The sequence below is a fragment of the Methylotenera sp. genome (genome assembly GCF_013141425.1).
GTDB lineage: Bacteria > Pseudomonadota > Gammaproteobacteria > Burkholderiales > Methylophilaceae > Methylotenera.
In genome coordinates this window covers 1-20857 of sequence record NZ_JABFRA010000100.1, presented here as the reverse complement: position 1 = coordinate 20857, position 20857 = coordinate 1, and the positions used below count along the sequence as shown (strand labels likewise).

Genomic DNA, 20857 nt, shown 5'->3' with positions numbered 1-20857 from the left:
TTGGGGCTACGGTTAATTACAAATCATTAATCAAGGTGCGGTATGCTTGTGCGGACAATAATTTACCCTCGACATTGGCTTCGTTTGGTCGATATTTAAATATCCATGCTTGATAAGGCTTGTCATTAATCAATTCTGGTGAGTTGATGAGTTCTTTATTTATTTCAACCACTTCACCATTCATCAAGGCATGTAAATCTGAGCCTGTTTTAACTGATTCCACTAAGCCGCAAGGCTCACCCGCGCTGAGTAATGTGCCAACTTTTGGCGCCTCAACAAATACGATATCTCCGAGTAAATCTTGAGCATAATCGGTGATACCTGCTTCCCAAAGGCCGTCGCTAGAAGCTTTGGTCCATAAATGTTCGGCGCTGTAGAGTAAAGATTCTGGGATTTGCATTTTAGTTGCTCAAGTTAAGAATGGTGAGATTTTAAGTAAAGGTGTCGTTGATTATATTGCGAAAAATTGAATTTTAAAAATAATATTCACTCGAACTACTAGGATGCGCAACTGGCCTAGAAAAAATATAATAATTTATTAATGACAAAGCTAAAGTTTTTGTATAATATTCCGTCATAACTATATGACATTAAACAAACAAATTGAATATATGCGTAAGTTAACACTTCTTTATATTGCTTTAATGCTAAGCTTTTCTCCGATGGCTTCGTATGCGGCTGCAAAAAAAACGCATAAACATTCGGTTGCTAGCAGTAAGTATTCTCATACCAAAAAATCAACAGTTAAAAATAAATCAAACCGCTATGCGTTGGTTAAGTACAAATCTGGCCGTAATGACTCAAATACACGCATCAAATTGCGTCTACACCGCCAGAAAGCAAGCATGGTTTATGCAGATGTTTATGATGGCAGTGGTCCGTTGCAACTAGCCTCTGCTAAAGCCTTGGTTATTAACCAACAGACAGGCGAAACTATTTTTGCTAAAAACACCAATCAATCAACGCCAATCGCCTCCGTTACCAAGCTAATGACAGCTATGGTGATGTTGGATGCACATTTGCCCATGGATGAAATACTCTATATTGCAGATGAAGATGTTGATTATATTAAAGGGACGCGTTCTAGACTAGTTGTTGGCTCATCTTTGACACGAGGTGAGCTGCTGCAATTGGCACTCATGTCATCCGAAAATCGAGCCGCTTCGGCTTTAGGAAGAAACTTTCCAGGAGGCAACAGTGCCTTTATTAGCGCCATGAATAGCAAGGCTCATGCTTTAGGAATGAAAGCGACGCAATTCTATGATGCGACTGGACTTGATAGCAATAATATTTCAACGGCTGAAGATTTAGTGAAAATGGTCAATGCGGCATATCATTATCCTGAGATTCGCCAAGTAACGACGACCGCTTCACAAGAAATTACCTTGTACGGCCGTCAAACACCAGTAAATTTTGTGAATACCAATTCGCTAGTCCGTGGTAGTGATTGGGTAATTGGCTTGTCTAAAACGGGTTTTATTAATGAAGCTGGACGATGTTTAGTGATGCAGGCTGAAATTTCAGGGCAGCCGATGATTATTGTTTTGCTTGATTCTGCAGGTAAATTGTCTCGCATTGGTGATGCCAATAGAATTCGTAAATGGATTGAACATAATGAAGTGAACTTACTCGGCCAAAACGTCAGTGGCTAGCATCAGGAATCAACAAATAAAAAGCGGCTCTTGGGCCGCTTTTTATTTTTCTAGATATTAAATTTGTGATTTAGCAAACCTTAGCTAGCGGATTTTTTTGTTGCTGGCTTCTTGATACTTTTTGTGGAGGTGACTTTTTTGGTAGCCACTTTTTTGGTGGTGGTTTTGCTAGTAGCCATTTTCTTTACTGGCGCTTTCTTAGCAGGCTCGACTTTTGCTGTTTTGGCCGTTAATAATTCTAAAGCTTCATCGAGCGTGAGTGATTCTGGCTCGATACTTTTAGGTAATGTGGCACGTATTTTCCCATGTTGTACATATGGACCGTAACGCCCAGTAAATACCTCAATTTGTCCATCCTCTGATGGATGTTTACCCAGTGAACAAAGCGGTGCTGGACCTGTATGAGCCGCGGCTAATAAGGCAACCGCACCTTCCAAATTAATTTTGAACACACTTTCACTTTTTGGAATCGACTTGAATTTTCCATCGTGATTTACATAAGGCCCAAAACGACCAATGTTGGCAACAATCTTCTTATTGGTTTCTGGGTGTAAGCCTAAGTCACGCGGTAACGATAGCACCATGGTGGCCGTTTCCAGATTGATGCCGGCTAATGAAATTTCTTTTGGAACACTAACGCGTTTTGGTTTCTTTTTTTCACCCTCAATCGCTAGGCCTAGCTGTAAATAGGGTCCATAGGGGCCGTTCATTAACAAGATTTCTTTGCCTGATTCGCTATCGGTTCCAATCACGATTGGGTCGCTACCGCCTTGCGCTGCGCCATTTAAGCTACGTTTATAATCGCATTTAGGCTCATCGTTATAGCCTGTACAGCCAATAAATGTACCAAAGCGGCTAAGTTGTTTTTGTAGTGGTTTGCCACATTTTGGACAGGCTTCATCAATCAACTCATTGCCAGGCCTTTCAACATCGGCTTTTGCTTGAATTTGCTGATTAAAATCGCGCCAAAATTCTGCCATCAGCGGTATCCACTCACGCTCACCTTCTGCTACGCTGTCGAGCGCATTTTCTAGGTTTGCGGTGAAGTCATAATCGACATATTTGGTAAAGTGCTCAGTTAGAAACTTATTCACCACCCGGCCCACATCGGTAGGTGTGAAACGTTTTTTATCCAGTAATACATATTCGCGGTCTTGCAGGGTGCTGATAATGCTGGCATAAGTAGAAGGGCGCCCGATGCCGAATTCTTCCAAAATCTTGACCAAGCTGGCTTCGCCATAACGCGGAGGTGGCTCGGTAAAATGTTGATTGCCGTAAATTTTTTCAACCGTCAGTACTTCACCCGTTTCTAAGAGCGGTAGTTTACTTTCGCCTTCTTCTTCTTCGTCATCCGTGCCTTCCATATACACGGCAATGAAGCCAGGGAATACCAAGGTTTGACCAGAGGCGCGGAATAAATTGGCGTCAGAGCCGACGCTTAAATCAACGCTGACGGCATCAAATTTAGCAGGTGCCATTTGGCAAGCGAGCGCGCGTTTCCAAATGATTTCATATAACTTAAATTGCTCATCATTTAGATATTGACGCACGCTAGCAGGAGTGCGACTGATGTCTGTTGGCCTAATCGCCTCATGGGCTTCTTGCGCACTTTTTGATTTGGTTTTATATAGAATTGCCGACTTTGGTAAATATTCTGCATCAAAATTCTTTTTCACATAATCACGAATTTGCGCAATGGCTTCAGCCGCAATGCTAAAGGAGTCGGTACGCATGTAAGTGATTAAACCGACAGTGCCACCACCAACATCCATACCTTCATATAGCTGTTGAGCAATACGCATGGCGCGTGAAGTGGTAAAGCCCAACTTGCGGACGGCTTCTTGTTGCAAAGTAGAGGTGGTAAATGGAGCGGTAGGGCTACGGCTGCGTTGTTTTTTTTCAACGCGTGAAACGGTAGTTTTGCCTGCGCTTGCAAGTAACAGCTTGCCTACAATATCACTTTGTTGGTCATGGTTGATGACGGTGAATTGTTCCACTTTCTCGTTATTGAGTTGTATCAGTTTGGCGGTGAAACCATGGCTATGTTTTAGCGCATCCAAATGTATCGACCAATACTCTTGCGATTTGAACGCCTCAATTTCCAATTCGCGTTCAACAATGAGCCGCAACGCAGGGCTTTGTACACGTCCTGCAGAAAGGCCGCGGCGGATTTTTTTCCATAACAATGGCGATAAATTAAAGCCTACTAAATAGTCCAATGCTCGGCGTGCTTGCTGAGCATTCACCATTGGCATGGAAATATCGCGCGGTTCAGCAATGGCGTTCTCTACGGCAGTTTTTGTGATTTCATGAAATACCACGCGCTTCATCAGCTTGTTTTTGAGTAGGTTTTTAGATTTTAAAATTTCCGCAATATGCCAAGAAATGGCTTCACCTTCGCGGTCCGGGTCGGTTGCGAGGTAAATGCTATCAGCATTTTTCACGGCTTTTGCAATAGCATCTACATGTTTACTGTTGCGTTCAATGATGTCGTACTTCATGGCGAAATCATTGGCTGTATCGACAGCACCATTTTTTGGGATTAAATCCCGTACGTGTCCGTATGAGGCGAGTACTTCAAAGTCGTTGCCCAGATATTTTTTGAGCGTTTTTGCTTTGGAAGGAGATTCAACAATTAACAGTTTGGACATGAATGCCTAAGAAAAAGGAGGTTACTAAGATAACACCTCGGATAATAGCAAGGTAAATGGCTGTAAGACAACAACTTACAGCAACTCTTATATCATTTTTATATAAATTTATAGATTTAAGACGAAAGAACTTGTTTTAGCCTTGCGATTCCTGCGCTTAGCTCTTCAGCATTTAGGCTACCAAAGCCAAGGCGTATGGCATTTACCGTAAGATTATTGGCCGAAAAAAGTGTGCCAGGTAAAATGCGAACTTGCGCATTTAGCGCATTTTCAACAAGGCGATTAATTTCTATTTCATCATTTAAACGTAACCAAATGGCTAAGCCACCATTAGGTGCATCAAAATTAGTATGCTCGCTGAGTTGCTGCTGTATCAGGCTTATGAGTAAACTGCGGCGCTCATTATATACTTTGAAAGTTCTGCGTATATGGCGTTTAATTTCACCCGACTCCATCAGTTCAGCTATTGCTAATTCGGTAATAGAATTGCCTTGCCGGTCAATAATCATTACTTCATTTGCACATTGGTCAATAAAAGCGCTATCTGCAACCAAATATCCCACGCGCAACCCCGGAGCAAGTACTTTTGACAGCGAGCCTACATAAACCACGCGTCCGTGATGATTCGTGCTTGCAAGCGGAAAAACGGGGTGGTGCGAAAAGTGAAATTCGTGGTCATAATCATCCTCCACTATCGTAAAGTCATATTGTTCAGCTAGCATTAGCAGTTTTAACCGACGCTCAGCAGTCATCATTACAGTAGTGGGAAATTGATGATGGGGTGTGACATAAATGGCACGAATTGGATGTTTCTGACATAGTTTTTCAAGTGCAATAACATCAATGCCATAAGCATCAAGTCCAACCGTAAGGATATTTGCCCCGCAGGATTCAAAGGCCTCACGAGCTGGTGGGTAGCTTAGATCTTCCACAACAATATAATCGTTAGGTTTAGTGAGTACGCGAGCCGCTAGAAAAATTCCCATTTGGCTACCTCGCGCAATGCAAATTTCATCTGTAGCTACATTTAAGCCACGCTCAATATTGAGCATGCGTGCAATTGCATTGCGAAGCGCTAACACCCCTTTGGGATCACCATACCCCAGCTTGTTACTTTTGGACGGCCCCAGCAATACGTGGCGAAACGCCCTAGAAAGAATATCAAATGGAATTAGGCGCGTGTCGGGAATGCCGTCATTGAAATCAATGAATAGTTGCTCTTTTGCCGAAATTGGCAACGATAGGTAATCTGCAAGTGCGTTATTAGAACCACTTGCTTGGGAGCTGCTCTGTTTTTGTGTAGGTGGATAAGTGGCGAAATTAGGCAGGTTGGAAGAAACAAAGGTGCCGCGACGATTTTGCGTAGTTAGCCAGCCTTGTGCTATTAGTTCATCATAGGCAAGCACCACCGTTTTTCTGTTCACGCTTAAATGAACAGCAAACTCTCTGGTACCTGGCATCGCGGTTGCAGCTGGAAGTCGTCCTTTTTGGATTTCGTCTATGATTTGTTGGGCAATTTGGAGGTAGATTGCTTGTCTTGAGGTACTTTTTAGAACCAAATTAAATTTCCATGAGCGCAGCATCAATAAGTCCTTACAGCTGGATGATGCAAAGTAGTATAAGGTAAAATGATCGGTGGACCACGGATTTGAATAAAAAATGCTTATATTGAGGCGTGTATCAACATCACAGCTGCATTTTTAGCACGTTTGGCTGCGTCACTACTGGGGCTTAAGCGTTCAACTAAAGCAGCGCCTTCAAACAAAATGGTGAGTTGTTGGCCCAAAGCTTCAGGGTCTTTTGCGCCCGCAGCTGCTGCTATTTTTGATAAATAGTGTTGTAACTCAATGGCTAACACAGATGAGTATTGATTGATGGGGTGTGACGGGTCAGGGAACTCCACGGATGCGATGTGAAACGGAAGTCCGTGAAATTCTGGCGTAGAAATCCAAATTTCTACGAGATCACAAAGCTCAAATAAAATCTCTAGTGAAGTGGCTTTTTTTGCGCTTAATCGCTCATTTAGCCATGCGTAAAATTTGTCGGATTTATCACGTAGATACGCCATAACCAGTTCATTTTTACTGGGAAAATGCTTGTATAGCGTTGCCTTTGCTACACCTGCTTCGGCAATAATGGTGTCCACGCCTGAGGCTTGAATGCCACGCGTTTCGAACAAACTGGCGGCGGCGTTTAGTATTTTTTCGTACATAGTGATACTGTTAGTCATGATATATCCTTATTCGCCCCTAGGTGGACGTTGGGTGCATGAGTTCTTGCGGGTATAAGCAATTGACATACCCTAAGGCTTGCCTCAAATCTTCTACGTGATGCACGTCAATGGTGCCTGCATTCACAAACATTAAAAACGCATGTCGTTGTGCAGGCGGCAACATAGCGGCTTGTGGTAGCTGACAAGTACCCACTTTCATTTTGTTGTAAGTCAATTCCAGCATACTTATGGTGACAGGGTCTGGCGCGTTATTAACTTCGATTACTAGCGGTAAAGCCGGTGTGATGATGTGTGTTTTAGAGGGTGTATTCATCGCGATGTAGGTGCATGTCGCAAGTAGCATTGCCATGAAACTAAGCATAAGTACGGGCTTTTCTTTTTTAGGTGCAGCGATATTTTGTATGGCACGATTCACTAATCGCCAAGCTTCATTTGAGCGATTTTGCGATTCTATTTGAATTGCACCAATGGCTAAAAATAACAATTGGTCGGCAATTACTTCCGCTTGTGTAGCTGTTGCTTTGCTCAGGATATTTTGAATAATGCTTTTTAAATCTTGCACATTTTCAATGGTTAAGTTTTGCGCTAACCCATGCAAGTGGTTGCGTGATATGCGCTCTATATTCCATTGGTGAATGAGGTCGGAAAGCCCATATAAACTGGCGTTTGTGCGCTTCCCCCCAATGCGAGAGTTATTGCGCAACCATTGCCAATGAGTGTGACTAACATTCAAAGTGTCGCTCAATTTAAACCTCTTTAAAAAAATTATTTTTAAATCGCTTGCAAAATTATGTTCACTGGGATTAGACTGTAAATAAGTGAACAGACCTGTCTGCATAATAACGTTAACTTGCGCTAAATGCAACTGTAAAGATTTTTGAACAAAGCATATCAAAAATATGGGGGAAATAGTAATGCACCAAAATGATAATCATGCTGGAAATGTCGTGCTGATGAGTGCGCTCATTTTTGGTTACTATGCCGCAAAAGTGCAATTTCCGTGGCATGTACGCTGGGCGATGGTGGTAGGAGCTTTTACTAACTCCAGTCTGTTTTTACTGATGGCTATCTTTCCAATATTTAGATATGCCCAAAGTACCGCCACCACAAATTTTCCAAATATATCTTTTTGCCAGTTTTCTCACTACAAGTTACGGGTTTGGCAAAGGTGCTGTACTGATATTTCGTTCAACCTTTAAAACATAAACTACTTCTTCAATAATTTCATCTAATGAACCACGTAAACAAACTTATGGCCAAGTTGAAAGAAAACTACGAGACGGTGTTGTATTTGTGCGCTGTCGCATTTTTAATGCTTGCTCTAATCAAGCCTGAAATACAACTCAAGCAAGAAGTGCATAACTACCTGCTGATTGCTGATGTGTCGCAAAGTATGAATGCAGAAGACTTAAAGTTGAATAACCTGCCTGTAAGTCGGCTGGCTTACACACAACATTTAATGCGAGGAATAGTCAACACTTCAGGCTGCGGAACGTATGTCAGTGTGGGTGCATTTGCGGCAGAAAACGTAGCTTTATTGTTTATGCCACTCGAGGTTTGTGCAAATCTTGACATCATTAACGACACTATTGATCATCTACAGTGGCGCATGTCCTGGAGTGGCAATAGCCGTATCACTTTCGGCATTAAGGCGGCCGAGGCAACCTTTGACTATCTAAATAGCCCAGCACAAATGCTATTTTTTACCGACGGCGATGAAGCACCCAAAGCCAATAGTATTAATAAACTAGACTTAAGTGGTGTTCGAATCGGTAAGAATGTGATTTTTGTGGGCGTTGGCGGCCATGCGCCAGCCCCTATTAAACGTTTCAATGCGAATAATGAATTTGTTGGTTATTGGGGCACAGATGCGGCCGCTGATGCTGGTGCCGTTGGCGCTAATTATGCCGATGCTAGCAAAGACGATCCCGATCCCGTGGTGGCCTATTCAGAGTATGACCGCTATTTATCAAAACAAGAGGCTGACTATTTGAAAAGTCTGGCAAATGATATAAAAGGTCAATATATCGAAGGTCTGGATAAGCCAGAGTTCTATCAATTTTTGCAATCACAGGCCCCCGCGGCTAATTTTATTACAGCTTACTCATTAAGGTGGCTATATTTGTTGTTAGCCGCATTGGCAGTTTTGGGCACTTATATCCCAGATTTGTTATATCGCCTGAAGCATAGAAATCCCTGATTCTGGAGGATTGAACTTTAATATTAAATTAAATTTTGCTGGACCACTAAAATTTTCCAATCTGGAGGATTAAGCCCAGCAAACATTCTGTTACATTGTGGCAACTCTTTGTAACAAGGGATAGTTTCATAGGGTTTTTGATGAAAGCATCCTAGGTCATTATTATTAAACGGAAGTTATAACGTAAGTTTAAAAAGGAAACTTTATGTCACCACCATTAGACGCTCAACTCACCGACGTGCGTGCGCACGCATTAAAACTAGAAGATGAAGTAAATAAGGTCATTGTCGGGCAAAGTAAAGCGGTTCGCCTAATGAACACAGCGATTTTTGCGCGCGGCCATGTGCTGCTAGATGGTGGCGTGGGTGTAGGTAAAACCACATTATTGCAAGCCATTGCGCGCGGTATTGGTGGGGCTTACGAGCGTATTGAGGGTACGGTCGATTTAATGCCGAACGACTTGATTTACCATACTTATTTAGGCGATGATGGCCGTCCTAAAATTGATGAAGGCCCGCTATTGCGTGCGGGTGAAAATTTATCGGTATTCTTTTTTAATGAAATCAACCGTGCTCGCCCACAAGTACATGCCTTGATGTTGCGTGTGATGGCAGAGCGTCATGTCAGTGCGTTTAAGAAAGAATACCGTCTGCCACACATGATTGTATTTGCTGACCGTAATCAAGTAGAAAAAAACGAAACATTTGAAATTCCATCTGCCGCGCGTGACCGTTTTATGATGGAAATTCCAATTGAGATTCCAACTGATCGCGATTTAAAAAAATCACTCATCTTTAATACCAAATTTCAAAACGCAGAAAAATTGACCCAGCAAGTGGAAAGTGGCATTTTGCATTTTGATCAACTCAATGCGTTTTCTGAACAATTGCAAAACCACATTAAATCGAGCGATGTATTAGAAGAATATGCGCTTGATTTATGGGATGCCACGCAACACCCTGAAAAATTCGGTGTAAAAATGGAAAGCGTCGATGTGACTCGTGTTATTCAAACAGGCGCAAGCCCACGTGGTATGGGGATGTTAATGAAAGCTGCACGTGTGAATGCGTGGCTGAACAATCGCGATAGTATGTACCCTGAAGATGTTCACGCTGTATTCCATGAGGTGATTTCACATCGCTTGGTGTTTAATAGTATGTACGAGAACCGCAGAACCGCATTGGCGCGTGAGTTGACCGCCAACATTATGAGTACAGTGGCCGTGCCTAGCACAACATTTAGTAAGGCGGCTTAATCTCATGAGTTTAGCCACACGCAATGCGGCGAACGATGCTTATGCGAAACCTTTTGAGTACATTGTTTCGTGGAAGTCTGCCAGCTTACAATTGGGCGCGCATCGTGGCACACAACGCGGCTTGGGGCTAGAGTATCGCGGCAATGTTAATTTGGTTGATCACCCCGATGCAAGACGCATGGATATTCGGGAAACCATTCGCGACCCCTTTGAGCAAGTGCAAGTTCGGCAATTTAACCAAGAAAGCACGACGCCGATTTACGCTATTTGTGATTTGTCTAGTTCGATGCAATTTAAGGGAAAACAACGAAAACTTGATAAAGCTATTGAAATAGCAACAGCGGTGGCAAATTCTGCTTATCAAGCGGGTGATGTTTTTAGCTTTATTGGCTATAACAACCATGTGCTTGAAGATTTTACGCTACCCTTAAGCCGTAATTTATATCAATCAAAAGAAGCCATCGCGCAATTGCATGATTATCAAAAAATGCGTGTGGGGGCTGAAGGGGTAGTCGATGTGCCTAATTTTCTAGGGCAAAGTCGAGGTTTGGTATTTTGGATTTCAGATTTCCACATGCCTCTCAGCGTGATTGAACAAACGCTCACGGCCATGTCTGCACATCAAGTGATTCCGATTGTGCTTTGGGATGACGAAGAGTACAAAAAACTTCCAAAATTTGGCTTTGGCACCATGATAGACCCAGAAACCGGTTTGAATAAAACCTTGTTTTTTAGATATGAAGTCAGGGCTAAATTTATTAAGGCCTTTAATGAACGCAGACACGCACTAGAGGCTTTATTCCTTAAGTTTGATTCTCCAGCATTATTTATGCACGCGGATTACAAACCCGAAACGATGACGCATTATTTTGAACACAATATGAGCCTATAAAAAAGCCCGTTGAATAAACCCAGTTGAATAGTCCAAGCTGAATAAACAAGGGCTATCGAGATTAACTCAATGAAGAATTCCATGATAAACCTAATTTCAAGATTATGTGCCGCCGCCTTGTTGTCGGCCAGTTTTGCATTGCAAGCGGCTGATGAAGCGAATAATACCACCACGGCGAAAATAGTGTCGCTCACCAATCCTACCAACACCTTTGGTGTGCAGATTGGTGATAAATTAAGCCGAAAAGTTGTGCTTCAAGTACCCGTACCATTAAATTTTGCAGAAAGTGCCTTTCCAAAAAAAGGCAGTAAAACCAACGGTGTTGAGCTGGTCGATGTTAGCGTTGTCACTAAGCAACAAAAAGCGCTGACGCAGTACACCCTTTATTTAAGCTATCAATCGTTCACCAGCCCAAATAAGCCTGCCGTAATGCAATTGCCCGCAGAGAAATTGGTACTAGCTGGCGGAGCAAAGATTGAGACGCTAGAAGTGCCGGCATGGGGGTTTTGGTTATCACCAATTGTTACAGGTAATATTGATACGGCACAAAAAAATATTCAGCCAGAAGCCATGCCGCCACTGGTTGAAATAAGCACACATAAAACGCGGCTTGCAGAGTTTGCAAGCATTTTAGCCGCCAGTTTGCTTGTCTTGCTTTACATGAATGCCGACGGTAATTGGCTACCTTTTATGGGTGGCGCATTTGCTAAAACACATCGGCAATTAAAACGACTCGCTAAATCACCCGCAGTAAAATCAGCGGCTGAAGAGAAGCAGGCCTTAGTTTATGTTCATCAAGCGTTTAATCAGCATTATGGTGCCAATATGTTTGCCCGTGATATTGAACACTTTATTAATCTACGCCCAAGTTTCAAGAAAATGAAGGCTGAAATTGCACAGTTTTTTAATGAGTCAAATCAATCTTTATACGCGGTCGAGCCGCGTAACAGCAAAAAAATCATTAGCGATTTGGCGCAACTCAGCAAGCAATTGCGCGATTGTGAGCGGGGCATTTGATGGTTTTTTTAACTCCTTGGGCACTCTTATTATTGCCTATCACACTGCTCCCCTTTTGGCTAAAAGGCCACCAAGGAAAAGTTTACACTTGGCTGGAGATGATGCCTGAAGATAAGCTTTCAGATAGGCTTAATTTGGCAATTAAAGTGGTCACAGCATTACTGTTAGCCAATATTGTCATTGCTTTGGCTAATCCACGCGGGCACGATGAAAAAATACAGCGCACTGGTAAAGGCGCGCAAACCGTGATGGTCATAGATCGTAGCGTGAGTATGGATCACCCTTTTACTGGTGATAACTCGGGCAATGTGGCGGAGATTAAATCCGTTGCGGCACGACGTATTATTTCGCAGTTTATTGATTCGCGGCCAAATGACATGATGGGCGTGGTAGGGTTTACTAACTCGGCTTTATATGGTGTTAAAATCACCACCAATCGCGATGCAATTCACTCGGCAATTATAGCCGCTACCAGCCCCTCATTGAATCAAACCAATATCGGCGCGGGCCTAACTGAGGGTATTGGTTTATTCGATAAAATTGAAAATTCAGGTTCACGTGCCATTATTTTGCTGTCTGATGGTGCGGGAAAGCTTAGCCCGCGCGTAAAGTTTTTATTAAGTCAGCGCTTAAAAGAGCGAAAACTCAGTATCTACTGGATTATGTTGCGCGAACCTGGCGAGCCCAGCATTTTTACCAAAGAGGTCTATGCAGAAGATCGAGTGCCTAATTCAATCGTGCTACATAAGTATTTTCAATCACTTGGGCTGAAATATAACGCTTATGAGGCTGAAGATGCCGAGTCGTTGCAGTCGGCGATTCGTGACATTGACTCGCGAGAGAAAAAAGCCATTAAATATATTGAAACCATTGCAGGCTATGATTATTCACAGGTGTTTATCATCATCGCCTTAATATTGGGTTTGTTGATTTTGACGATTAAAAATTTGACGATTAAAGATGGGGTACACGAATGAATAAGCATACTGGTTCTCATAAAAATAGAAACCGTAAAAACCAGCTGTTTGGGTTGCTCTTGCTGGTAGGATTGGCTGGCACCGCCTATGAAATCTACCAAACCAATAAAATCAGTAAGGTAAATCAAGCCTTACGCGCAGGGGAGGTCATTTATGACGAAACCTATCCATTTCACAAGAAATTTGCTGATGCCTACCAGCAAGGTAAAACGGGTAATTTTAAACATGCCGTGCAGGGCTTTGGTCAAACCTTAGAAATTGCTAATAAAAAAAGCGAGACTGCTTTTGAAGTCAGCCCAGCGCTTAAATCTAATATTCACTACAACATCGGTAACAACTTATTCCGCTCAGGCTTGCAACGCTTAGTGACAGCAGATGGCGCAATTCAAGAACAGGCTAAGTTTGATTACCTACAGGCTAAATCTGCTTATGAGCAAGCCTTAAAGCTTGACCCTAGCTCACGCGCAGCAAAGTTTAATTTAAGTTTATTGCTGGGCGTGATTCCAAGTAATATCAAAACTGTGCCGCAAGACCCATCCGGCATGGAAATTAGTAATTTGCCGCAAGGTTTGCCATGAGAAAAGCATTTAATCTGCTAAAAGAGAATTACGAAACCGTGTTGCTCGTTTTGGCATCGTTTTTTTTGCTGCTGGCCTTAATTAAGCCGCAAATTCAGCTTAAGCAAGCCGTGCATAATTATTTATTGGTGGCAGATGTCTCGCAAAGCATGAATGCGGAAGACATGAAGGTAAACAATCAGCCTGTAAGCAGGCTGGTGTATACCCAGCACATGATGAAAGAAGTGGTGAAAACTTCCCCCTGTGGCACGTATGTAAGCGTAGGCATCTTTGCCGCTGAAAATGTCGCCCTGTTATTCATGCCGTTAGAGGTTTGTAAAAACTTTGACATCATCAATGACACTATTGACCACCTAGAATGGCGCATGGCATGGAGCGGCAATAGCCGTATGACCTTTGGCGTTAAGGCGGCAGAGGCAACGTTTGACTATTTAAATATCCCCGCACAAATGTTGTTTTTTACCGATGGCGATGAGTCGCCCAAAGCTAATGGCATCAACAAACTGGACATTAGCAATGTACGTATTGGTAAAAATGTAATTTTTGTGGGCGTTGGTGGGCATGAGCCTGCACCGATTAAACGATTCAATGCCAATAATAAATTTGTCGGCTATTGGGGTACAGATGCAGCGGCCGAGAGTGCAGGCGGCGGTATTATGTATAACGATGCCAGTTTAGATGACCCCGACCCTCCTGTGGCTTATGCTGAGTTTGACCGTTATTTATCAAAGCTTGATGTTGAACACCTACAAGCGATGACCGCTGAAATAAAAGGGCAATATGTAGAGGGCATTGACAAGCCTGAATTTTACAATTTTGTGCAATCACAAGCACCAGCAGCTAAGTTTATTACGGATTATTCTGTGCGCTGGCTATTTTTAATTATAACGGCACTTCTGGTGTTGGCGACATACTTGCCTGATGCACTTTCTTACCGTTTTGGTGGGCGCGTGTTTAAACGTCAAATCTCTTAGTGCAGGCTATCGATTGATGCTGAAACATAGATGCAAATAACAAGGTGCTTAGCTTGAAGTAAGCCCTTCATTATTTGCGTACAAACTCAATTTTAGTGTCGCTTACATTGCCTATATTCAGCGCATTCTCTTCTTTGGCAATGTCCCCAAAAAGAGGGTCTTCATCTTCTGCCTTGGCTTGGCTTAAGCCTTTAAAATCGTACAAATTAAAATCAGCCAAGTGTGAAGGTTCTACGTTGCCAATGGCGCGAAAAATATTATTCACACGCCCCGGCTGTTCTAACTCCCACGCTTTAAGCATTTCTTTTACTTTTTGCCGTTGTAGATTTTCTTGTCCACCACATAAATCGCACGGAATAATCGGAAACGCCATTTGGCGCGCGTAGCTAGCAATGTCTTTTTCACTACAGTAAGCCAGCGGGCGAATTACAACATTCTGCTTGTCATTGGTGGATAGTTTTGGCGGCATCGCTTTAAGTTTTGCGCCAAAAAATAGGTTTAAAAACAAAGTTTCGACAATGTCGTCTCGATGATGCCCAAGCGCGATTTTGTTTGCACCTAGTTTTTTAGCGGTAGTATAAATTATGCCGCGTCTTAACCTTGAGCATAAACTACAGGTGGTTGCACCTTCAGGAATTTTTTCTTTTACAATCGAGTAAGTATCCGCTTCGACAATGCGGTAATCAATGCCTAACTTTTTAAAATAAGCAGGCAAAATATCCGCAGGAAAACCAGGCTGCTTTTGATCCAAATTCATGGCAATCAGTTTGAAGTTAATTGGTGCACGCTCTTGCAGGGCAAGTAAAATCATTAGCATGGCGTGTGAATCTTTGCCACCGCTCATGCATACCAGCACGGTATCGCCTTCCTCAATCATGTTGTAGTCGCCGATGGCTTTACCCGTGGCGCTAATCAAACTATTACGCAGCTTGATGAAGTTATTTGAGCGATTGGGAGGTAAGTGGTTAATCATGGTTTTGCATCGTTTGCATGTTTTAAAGATTTAAAGAACGTCCGCCATCCACCGCCAACACATGGCCAGTAATAAATGGCGCATCTGCCACTAAAAATTTAACCGCTTTGGCAACGTCTTCGGCTTCTCCAACGCGTTTGAGCAAGGTTTGGTTAATCACCCGCTGACGATAAACTTCGTCAAACTGCGGGTTATTTTCAGGCCATTGTACGGGGCCAGGAGCAACTGCATTTACGCGTACTTCCGGACTTAATTCATGGGCTAAAGATTTTGTTAGTGTGACTAAGCCAGCTTTTGCGACGCTATATACGATGTAGCCCTTTTTTGGACGTTCCACGTGCATGTCGGTAATGTTGATGATGCAGCCATGGTTTTTTCGCAATTCTATCGCCGCGGCCTGCGATAAAAATAAGGGGGCTTTCAGATTGCTACCCATTAAATCATGCCATTTATTTTCGTCAATATCGCCAATTTCACTTGCGTAATAGGTTGAGGCATTATTAATTAATACATCTAAACGGCCAAAGTGATTGACAGTTTCGCTGATTAAATTGGGTAGGCTGGCGATATTTAATAAATCCCCTTGAATAATCGCCACTGAATTTGGACGTAGCAAACTCAACTCGGCTTGCAATGCACGCGCTTCATTAATGGAGCTTTTATAGTGAATCATCAAATTAAAACCATCGGTATGCAAATGGCGGCAAATAGCCGCACCGACACGTTTGGCTCCGCCAGTAATGAGAACAACTTTATTTATGAGTTTTGAATCCACGCTTTAGTCCATTCTTGATTGTTAGCTATTATAATCTAAGTCTATGAGTACACTGCCTACACCTTCCATTGAAGCGCAAAAACATAGCCAGCAATTAGTCAGGTTGATTCAACAGACCATCAATTCGTCAAAAGGTTGGTTAAGTTTTGCTGAATTCATGCAGTTAGCACTCTATGCTCCAGGTTTAGGCTATTACAGCGCAGGTAATCAAAAGTTCGGTGATAGCAAAAAAGGTGGGGGAGATTTCGTTACTGCTCCCGAGATTTCACCGCTGTTTGCGCAAACAATTTCAAATCAAGTAGCCCAAATCTTGCGCATTACGCACGGGAGTATTCTTGAACTCGGAGCAGGTACAGGTAAATTTGTGGCAGATATTTTGTTAACTTTAGCCGAGTTGAATTGTATCCCTGATAAATACTATATATTGGAAGTAAGTGACCACTTGCGACAAGTGCAGCTAGAAACCTTGCGTAATAAAATTTCTGCAAATTTATTGCAACGCGTGGAATGGCTAACAGTGTTGCCCGAGAGTTTTGTTGGCGTGATGCTAGGAAACGAAGTTTTAGATGCTATTCCAGTGCATATTGTGCATGTTAAGGATGACGGTATTTACGAGTGCGGCATCGCCGTTGATGATGAAACTCTTGTTTGGCAAGATGAAATTTTAAAAGAGCCAAACTTGCTAGATGGCGTTACCAAACTAAATTTAACCGCTGGTTATATTACCGAAGTTTGCCCAGCAGCAAATGGATTGATTGCCAGCCTTGCTAGTGCGTTACATCATGGTGTAATTTTGATGATTGATTATGGATTCTCTGCAAGTGAGTACTACCATCCTCAGCGTAATCAAGGCACGCTGATGTGCCATTACCAGCACTATGCGCACACTGACCCGCTAATAAATGTTGGCCTGCAAGATATTACGTCACACGTTGATTTTAGCCAAATTGCGATGCTCTGCGAGCCGCATGGAATAAGGCTCGCAGGCTATGCCTCGCAAGCTCAGTTTTTAATAAATTGTGGAATTTTAGACCTGATGAGTCAGGTATCACCGCACGACATGGCAAGTTATGCGCCGCTTGCTGCGGCGGCGCAAAAGCTATTATCCCCCGCTGAGATGGGCGATTTATTTAAGGTCATTGCGCTTAGCAAAAATTTTGACGAGCCCTTATTGGGATTTTTGCAAGGAGATAAATCTTATACATTGTAGGAGCGATTTAAAAATCGCTCCTACAGTATAATACGCAGCATGAACGACATAAATAAATCCGAAGAAACCAAACAGCAAGACGAAGCAAAAGAAGCCTTAAAAGGTCGCCGCATTCGCAGTTTTGTGTTGCGCCAAGGGCGCGTCACAAAAGGGCAGGCGCACGCTTTAGAAATTGGTCTGCCGAAGTTTGGTATTGAGTACGCGCCAGAAATCATCGATTTAAACGCTAAGTTTAATCGTACAGATAGCAAAAAAATCTTAGAAATCGGTTTCGGTATGGGCGAAACTACCGCCAAAATCGCGCACACTTTATCGGACTGTGATTTTTTGGCGGCAGAAGTTCATACGCCTGGAGTTGGCGCTCTGCTTAAGTTAATTGAAGAGGGAGCGCTCACTAACATTCGCATAATTCAGCACGATGTAGTCGATGTGCTGCAAAATATGTTAGCAGATGCCAGTTTGGATGGCGTACATATTTTTTTTCCCGATCCTTGGCATAAAGCGCGTCATCATAAGCGCCGTTTGATTCAAGAGGGTTTTGTGAAGTTGCTGTGTAGCAAGTTAAAATTGGGCGGCTATTTGCACGTGGCCACCGATTGGCAGGAATATGCAGAATGGGTATTGGAAGTATTAAGTGCCGAGCAGCAATTGCAAAATACCGCGGAAACTTATGCCGAAAAACCGAGTTACAGACCACTTACCAAGTTTGAAAATCGTGGAATAAAACTAGGGCATGGCGTTTGGGATATGGTGTTTAAACGGGTACAAGCACATCGATAATTTGTAGCTCGATGTTTTTGAACTTAAGCTCAAACTTCTGATTCATTGGCAAATAGCCATTTTCCAATCACCTTTTCCGCCTCTTCAACCCCTTGTTTCTTTAGGCTAGAAAACAGCTGGATGGTGCATTCGCTGTGGTAATGATTGCCCCAGGTTTCCAAAAGCTCTTTTCGTACTTTATTCAGTGTTAATGAGGCTTCACCGCGGGATAATTTATCTGATTTCGTCAATAGAACATGCACCGGTTTGCCGCTAGGGCAGAACCAATCTAGCATTTGTCGGTCTAGCGGTGTGAGTGGATGGCGGCTATCCATGACTAATACCAAGCCGCCTAGGCTGGAGCGCTCACTTAAATACCGAGCCAGCACGTTTTGCCAGTGCGCGCGCATGGCTTCTGGCACTTTTGCATAGCCATAGCCAGGTAAGTCGACCAAATGCCTATCGTTACCCAGTGTGAAAAAGTTTATCAGCTGTGTACGACCAGGTTGCTTGCTCACAAAAGCCAAGCGATTATGATTGGCTAAGGTGTTAAGTGCGCTGGATTTGCCTGCATTAGAGCGTCCTGCAAAGGCAATTTCAACGCCGCTGGCAGGTGGTAGATCTCGCAAATGATGGGCTGAGATAAAAAATGTAGCGTTTTGAAACAAGGGCATGAAATTCCAATTTAATTTGTGTGTAGCTTAATGCTTGTGGCGCAATAATTAGATGCGCGCTAAACAATCGTGAAAAATGCTATCACGAATAGGTGTTTTTCGCTAAAATAGCGCGTTAATTGGTTGAATAATTTAGATTAGTCGCACATATGTGAAATGCAAGCTAAGCTAGTTTCAGTAAATCAGCGTAAGTAAATTTGATATTTTGGGAGCGGTAATGGAATTTCGTCATCTAATGCAGTTGAGTTCTGTGAGTGCTAATTTAGCAGGTTTAATGTTTGGTGCTGTTTTCAGCCTGTCTGCACAAGCAGCGGCGGCAGATGCAAAGCCAGCCGCGCCAGAAGATAAAGCATTGCAGACGGTAAATACCGTATGTGCAGCCTGTCATGGCGCCGATGGTAATAGCGCGATTACGGTGAATCCAAAATTAGCGGGTCAGCACCCTGAATACTTAATAAAGCAACTAACCGAATTTAAATCAGGCAAACGTGCCAATGCGGTGATGTCTGGCATGGCGGCCACCTTGAGTGATGAAGATGTCAAAACTGTTGCGGCTTATTTTGCTAGTCAAAGGATTAAACTAGGCCAAGCAAAAACCAATGGCAAAGGCTCATTGGGTGAAAAAATCTATCGTGGCGGTATTGCCGCTACCAATGTGCCAGCCTGTGCCTCTTGCCATGGGGCTAATGGCGCTGGTATACCTAAACAATTTCCACGTTTAGCGGGTCAGCATGCAGACTATACTTTGGCACAATTAAAAACTTTTCGCACCGGTGAGCGCGCAAATGCGCCTATGATGATGGTGATTTCAACAAAATTGACAGACGCAGAAATGGCTGCAGTGTCGGATTACATTCAAGGCTTACGTTAATTCACATTGAAACAGATTGTATGAACGGATTTGTTAGAATTAGATAGCTAAAAATTAAAAGGGCCGCGAATTTGCAGCCCTTTTTTTCATGCAATTTTTGGCTTATCTTATTCTGTTGCGATTAATTCAAGTCTAAAGCGCACTTCGCCATCGCGGTTGTCGACCAAGCTCAACAAGTAACCTGCATTTCTAGCCTGCTGGGCGGCATGAAATAATCCTACACCTAATCCGTTTTTAGAGCTGATGTGCGATTTAAATAGGCGCTCAATAACACTCTCGGGGATTGCAGAGCCCGTATCTGTAACTTCTAGGCAAAAGTGTTTGCTAGGCATTAAGCTTACAGTAATGCGCGTATTCGCTTCAAGCTTGGCTTTTTCTAAAGCATTGTGAATCAAGTTGTCGACCACGCTATCTAAAACATCGGGGTCGATATTGGTCTTAGGCATGCTGATGGGCGCTTCAAATAACACTTGTAGATGCGCGTTGAGCTGTTTGAAAGCTTTCCACCAGTTTGCTACTTTCTCTTGACTTTTTTTCTCGGCGCTTGGGCGTTCGAGTTTAGTCAATGTGCTCGCTAAACGTTGGTTAAGCCGTGGGATTTGTTTCTTGACAAGCTCAATTAGCCTTGCATCATCACTGCCATCATCGCTACTTTGTTCGGCTGCGGTAGATAAGGTGCCCATGGATTGCAATATGTTTTTAATATCGTGCGTCAGGCGTGAGCCAGTTTCATAAAGTGATTGCATATAAGTATTCTGCACGATGAGTTCTTCACGACGTTTTGCCTCGTAAAATTCGCCCAATATTTGAGTTAGCAGTTGTACATGCAAGTACATGGCCGGGCTAAATTGCCAGCGTGAGTAGAGCGTTAAATGCAACTGATGGAAATTAAAGGTAGAAATAAAGGGCGTGGCATCACCAATCTGGTTTCTAGATCCTTCAACTTCCCACATTAAACCGCTTACCCAGTTGAGCGCGACTAATTCGCGCATCGCCGATTGCAAAAAGCTTTCTGCCGTGGGTTCATATTCGGCGTACTTGGCGATTTGTCTAATCCAATGCTCAAAGGGCAGGCCGATGCTTAGTAAGTAGCGCGACATCAATAATTCTAGGCCAGAAAAGGTTGAGCTAGGGTTCCATAGCCAGCTTAAAACAACCAGAGTCGC

At 43.0% G+C, this 20857-nt stretch carries 21 protein-coding genes; 12 read left to right on the top strand and 9 right to left on the bottom strand.

Annotated elements, in window-relative coordinates; translation table 11 throughout:
• Positions 1-16: 16 nt before the first annotated feature.
• Positions 17-400: a glycine cleavage system protein GcvH gene (gene gcvH, locus HOO90_RS08885; RefSeq protein ID WP_292842195.1), complete on the bottom strand. Its 384-nt coding sequence runs from the start codon at positions 398-400 to the stop codon at positions 17-19.
• A 262-nt stretch (positions 401-662) separates the two neighbouring features.
• Here gcvH and pbpG point away from each other — a divergent pair, with 262 nt between their 5' ends.
• Positions 663-1652, top strand: a complete 990-nt coding sequence (pbpG, locus tag HOO90_RS08880) for a D-alanyl-D-alanine endopeptidase (protein ID WP_292842193.1) — start codon at positions 663-665, stop codon at positions 1650-1652.
• An 80-nt stretch (positions 1653-1732) separates the two neighbouring features.
• On the opposite strand, the gene topA is transcribed toward pbpG, so the two are convergent.
• The 4 genes from topA to HOO90_RS08860 form a co-directional block, all read right to left on the bottom strand.
• Entirely contained in the window at positions 1733-4303 is a 2571-nt protein-coding gene (topA, locus tag HOO90_RS08875) for a type I DNA topoisomerase (protein ID WP_292842191.1), read from the bottom strand.
• 116 nt (positions 4304-4419) lie between these two features.
• Positions 4420-5886 carry a PLP-dependent aminotransferase family protein gene (locus HOO90_RS08870; RefSeq protein ID WP_292842189.1) on the bottom strand — a complete coding sequence of 489 codons (1467 nt, stop codon included), beginning with the start codon at positions 5884-5886 and terminating at the stop codon, positions 4420-4422.
• Positions 5887-5966: 80 nt separating this feature from the next.
• Positions 5967-6521, bottom strand: coding sequence for a TetR/AcrR family transcriptional regulator (locus tag HOO90_RS08865; RefSeq protein WP_292842308.1), 555 nt, complete (start codon positions 6519-6521; stop codon positions 5967-5969).
• A gap of 31 nt (positions 6522-6552) precedes the next feature.
• A complete protein-coding gene (locus HOO90_RS08860; RefSeq protein WP_292842187.1) occupies positions 6553-7281 on the bottom strand; it encodes a hypothetical protein in 729 nt (242 codons plus the stop codon).
• A 169-nt stretch (positions 7282-7450) separates the two neighbouring features.
• Between HOO90_RS08860 and HOO90_RS08855 the strand changes: the two genes are divergently transcribed.
• The 8 genes from HOO90_RS08855 (at position 7451) to HOO90_RS08820 (ending at position 14429) form a co-directional block, all read left to right on the top strand.
• The gene (locus HOO90_RS08855; RefSeq protein WP_292842185.1) at positions 7451-7735 is read left to right on the top strand and encodes a hypothetical protein; all 285 of its coding nucleotides are present in this window, start codon (positions 7451-7453) and stop codon (positions 7733-7735) included.
• A 53-nt stretch (positions 7736-7788) separates the two neighbouring features.
• Positions 7789-8736, top strand: a complete 948-nt coding sequence (locus tag HOO90_RS08850) for a vWA domain-containing protein (RefSeq protein WP_292842183.1) — start codon at positions 7789-7791, stop codon at positions 8734-8736.
• A gap of 205 nt (positions 8737-8941) precedes the next feature.
• Positions 8942-9991 carry a MoxR family ATPase gene (locus tag HOO90_RS08845; protein ID WP_292842181.1) on the top strand — a complete coding sequence of 350 codons (1050 nt, stop codon included), beginning with the start codon at positions 8942-8944 and terminating at the stop codon, positions 9989-9991.
• Between the two features lie 4 nt (positions 9992-9995).
• The gene (locus HOO90_RS08840; protein ID WP_292842180.1) at positions 9996-10883 is read left to right on the top strand and encodes a DUF58 domain-containing protein; all 888 of its coding nucleotides are present in this window, start codon (positions 9996-9998) and stop codon (positions 10881-10883) included.
• A gap of 81 nt (positions 10884-10964) precedes the next feature.
• Positions 10965-11900, top strand: a complete 936-nt coding sequence (locus tag HOO90_RS08835) for a hypothetical protein (RefSeq protein WP_292842178.1) — start codon at positions 10965-10967, stop codon at positions 11898-11900.
• Complete coding sequence (locus HOO90_RS08830) at positions 11900-12877, top strand: vWA domain-containing protein (RefSeq protein WP_292842176.1); 978 nt, start codon at positions 11900-11902, stop codon at positions 12875-12877. The genes HOO90_RS08835 and HOO90_RS08830 overlap by 1 nt, the downstream gene beginning before the upstream one ends.
• On the top strand, positions 12874-13455 hold the full coding sequence (locus HOO90_RS08825) for a hypothetical protein (protein ID WP_292842174.1): 582 nt from the start codon (positions 12874-12876) through the stop codon (positions 13453-13455). The genes HOO90_RS08830 and HOO90_RS08825 overlap by 4 nt, the downstream gene beginning before the upstream one ends.
• On the top strand, positions 13452-14429 hold the full coding sequence (locus HOO90_RS08820) for a vWA domain-containing protein (RefSeq protein WP_292842172.1): 978 nt from the start codon (positions 13452-13454) through the stop codon (positions 14427-14429). Before HOO90_RS08825 ends, HOO90_RS08820 begins: the two co-directional genes overlap by 4 nt.
• 70 nt (positions 14430-14499) lie before the next feature.
• Here the strand turns inward: HOO90_RS08820 and ttcA are convergent, their stop codons facing one another.
• On the bottom strand, positions 14500-15402 hold the full coding sequence (gene ttcA, locus HOO90_RS08815) for a tRNA 2-thiocytidine(32) synthetase TtcA (protein ID WP_292842170.1): 903 nt from the start codon (positions 15400-15402) through the stop codon (positions 14500-14502).
• 22 nt (positions 15403-15424) lie between these two features.
• Positions 15425-16177, bottom strand: a complete 753-nt coding sequence (locus HOO90_RS08810; RefSeq protein WP_292842168.1) for a pteridine reductase — start codon at positions 16175-16177, stop codon at positions 15425-15427.
• A 43-nt stretch (positions 16178-16220) separates the two neighbouring features.
• On the opposite strand from HOO90_RS08810, the gene HOO90_RS08805 reads away from it, so the two are divergent.
• Both HOO90_RS08805 and trmB read left to right on the top strand, forming a co-directional pair.
• The gene (locus tag HOO90_RS08805) at positions 16221-17387 is read left to right on the top strand and encodes an SAM-dependent methyltransferase (RefSeq protein ID WP_292842166.1); all 1167 of its coding nucleotides are present in this window, start codon (positions 16221-16223) and stop codon (positions 17385-17387) included.
• Positions 17388-17426: 39 nt separating this feature from the next.
• Positions 17427-18167 (top strand): tRNA (guanosine(46)-N7)-methyltransferase TrmB, encoded by a 741-nt coding sequence (gene trmB / locus HOO90_RS08800; RefSeq protein WP_292842164.1) that lies wholly within the window; start codon positions 17427-17429, stop codon positions 18165-18167.
• Between the two features lie 29 nt (positions 18168-18196).
• Here trmB and yihA read toward each other — a convergent pair whose 3' ends face one another.
• Positions 18197-18820 (bottom strand): ribosome biogenesis GTP-binding protein YihA/YsxC, encoded by a 624-nt coding sequence (yihA, locus tag HOO90_RS08795; RefSeq protein WP_292842162.1) that lies wholly within the window; start codon positions 18818-18820, stop codon positions 18197-18199.
• A gap of 217 nt (positions 18821-19037) precedes the next feature.
• Here yihA and HOO90_RS08790 point away from each other — a divergent pair, with 217 nt between their 5' ends.
• Positions 19038-19691 (top strand): c-type cytochrome, encoded by a 654-nt coding sequence (locus HOO90_RS08790; RefSeq protein WP_292842160.1) that lies wholly within the window; start codon positions 19038-19040, stop codon positions 19689-19691.
• A gap of 107 nt (positions 19692-19798) precedes the next feature.
• On the opposite strand, the gene HOO90_RS08785 is transcribed toward HOO90_RS08790, so the two are convergent.
• Positions 19799-20857, bottom strand: a 1059-nt coding sequence (locus HOO90_RS08785; protein WP_292842158.1) for an ATP-binding protein, incomplete at its 5' end; no start/stop codon positions are given.

Bases quoted from the DNA above. Each gene is read 5' to 3' on its own strand.
- HOO90_RS08825 (WP_292842174.1), top strand. From the start codon at position 12,874: ATGAATAAGCATACTGGTTCTCATAAAAATAGAAACCGTAAAAACCAG.
- pbpG (WP_292842193.1), top strand. From the start codon at position 663: ATGGCTTCGTATGCGGCTGCAAAAAAAACGCATAAACATTCGGTTGCT.
- HOO90_RS08790 (WP_292842160.1), top strand. From the start codon at position 19,038: ATGGAATTTCGTCATCTAATGCAGTTGAGTTCTGTGAGTGCTAATTTA.
- gcvH (WP_292842195.1), bottom strand. From the start codon at position 400: ATGCAAATCCCAGAATCTTTACTCTACAGCGCCGAACATTTATGGACC.
- HOO90_RS08820 (WP_292842172.1), top strand. From the start codon at position 13,452: ATGAGAAAAGCATTTAATCTGCTAAAAGAGAATTACGAAACCGTGTTG.
- HOO90_RS08850 (WP_292842183.1), top strand. From the start codon at position 7,789: ATGGCCAAGTTGAAAGAAAACTACGAGACGGTGTTGTATTTGTGCGCT.
- HOO90_RS08830 (WP_292842176.1), top strand. From the start codon at position 11,900: ATGGTTTTTTTAACTCCTTGGGCACTCTTATTATTGCCTATCACACTG.
- trmB (WP_292842164.1), top strand. From the start codon at position 17,427: ATGAACGACATAAATAAATCCGAAGAAACCAAACAGCAAGACGAAGCA.
- HOO90_RS08845 (WP_292842181.1), top strand. From the start codon at position 8,942: ATGTCACCACCATTAGACGCTCAACTCACCGACGTGCGTGCGCACGCA.
- HOO90_RS08870 (WP_292842189.1), bottom strand. From the start codon at position 5,886: ATGCTGCGCTCATGGAAATTTAATTTGGTTCTAAAAAGTACCTCAAGA.
- topA (WP_292842191.1), bottom strand. From the start codon at position 4,303: ATGTCCAAACTGTTAATTGTTGAATCTCCTTCCAAAGCAAAAACGCTC.
- HOO90_RS08840 (WP_292842180.1), top strand. From the start codon at position 9,996: ATGAGTTTAGCCACACGCAATGCGGCGAACGATGCTTATGCGAAACCT.
- HOO90_RS08855 (WP_292842185.1), top strand. From the start codon at position 7,451: ATGCACCAAAATGATAATCATGCTGGAAATGTCGTGCTGATGAGTGCG.
- ttcA (WP_292842170.1), bottom strand. From the start codon at position 15,402: ATGATTAACCACTTACCTCCCAATCGCTCAAATAACTTCATCAAGCTG.
- HOO90_RS08805 (WP_292842166.1), top strand. From the start codon at position 16,221: ATGAGTACACTGCCTACACCTTCCATTGAAGCGCAAAAACATAGCCAG.
- HOO90_RS08835 (WP_292842178.1), top strand. From the start codon at position 10,965: ATGATAAACCTAATTTCAAGATTATGTGCCGCCGCCTTGTTGTCGGCC.
- yihA (WP_292842162.1), bottom strand. From the start codon at position 18,820: ATGCCCTTGTTTCAAAACGCTACATTTTTTATCTCAGCCCATCATTTG.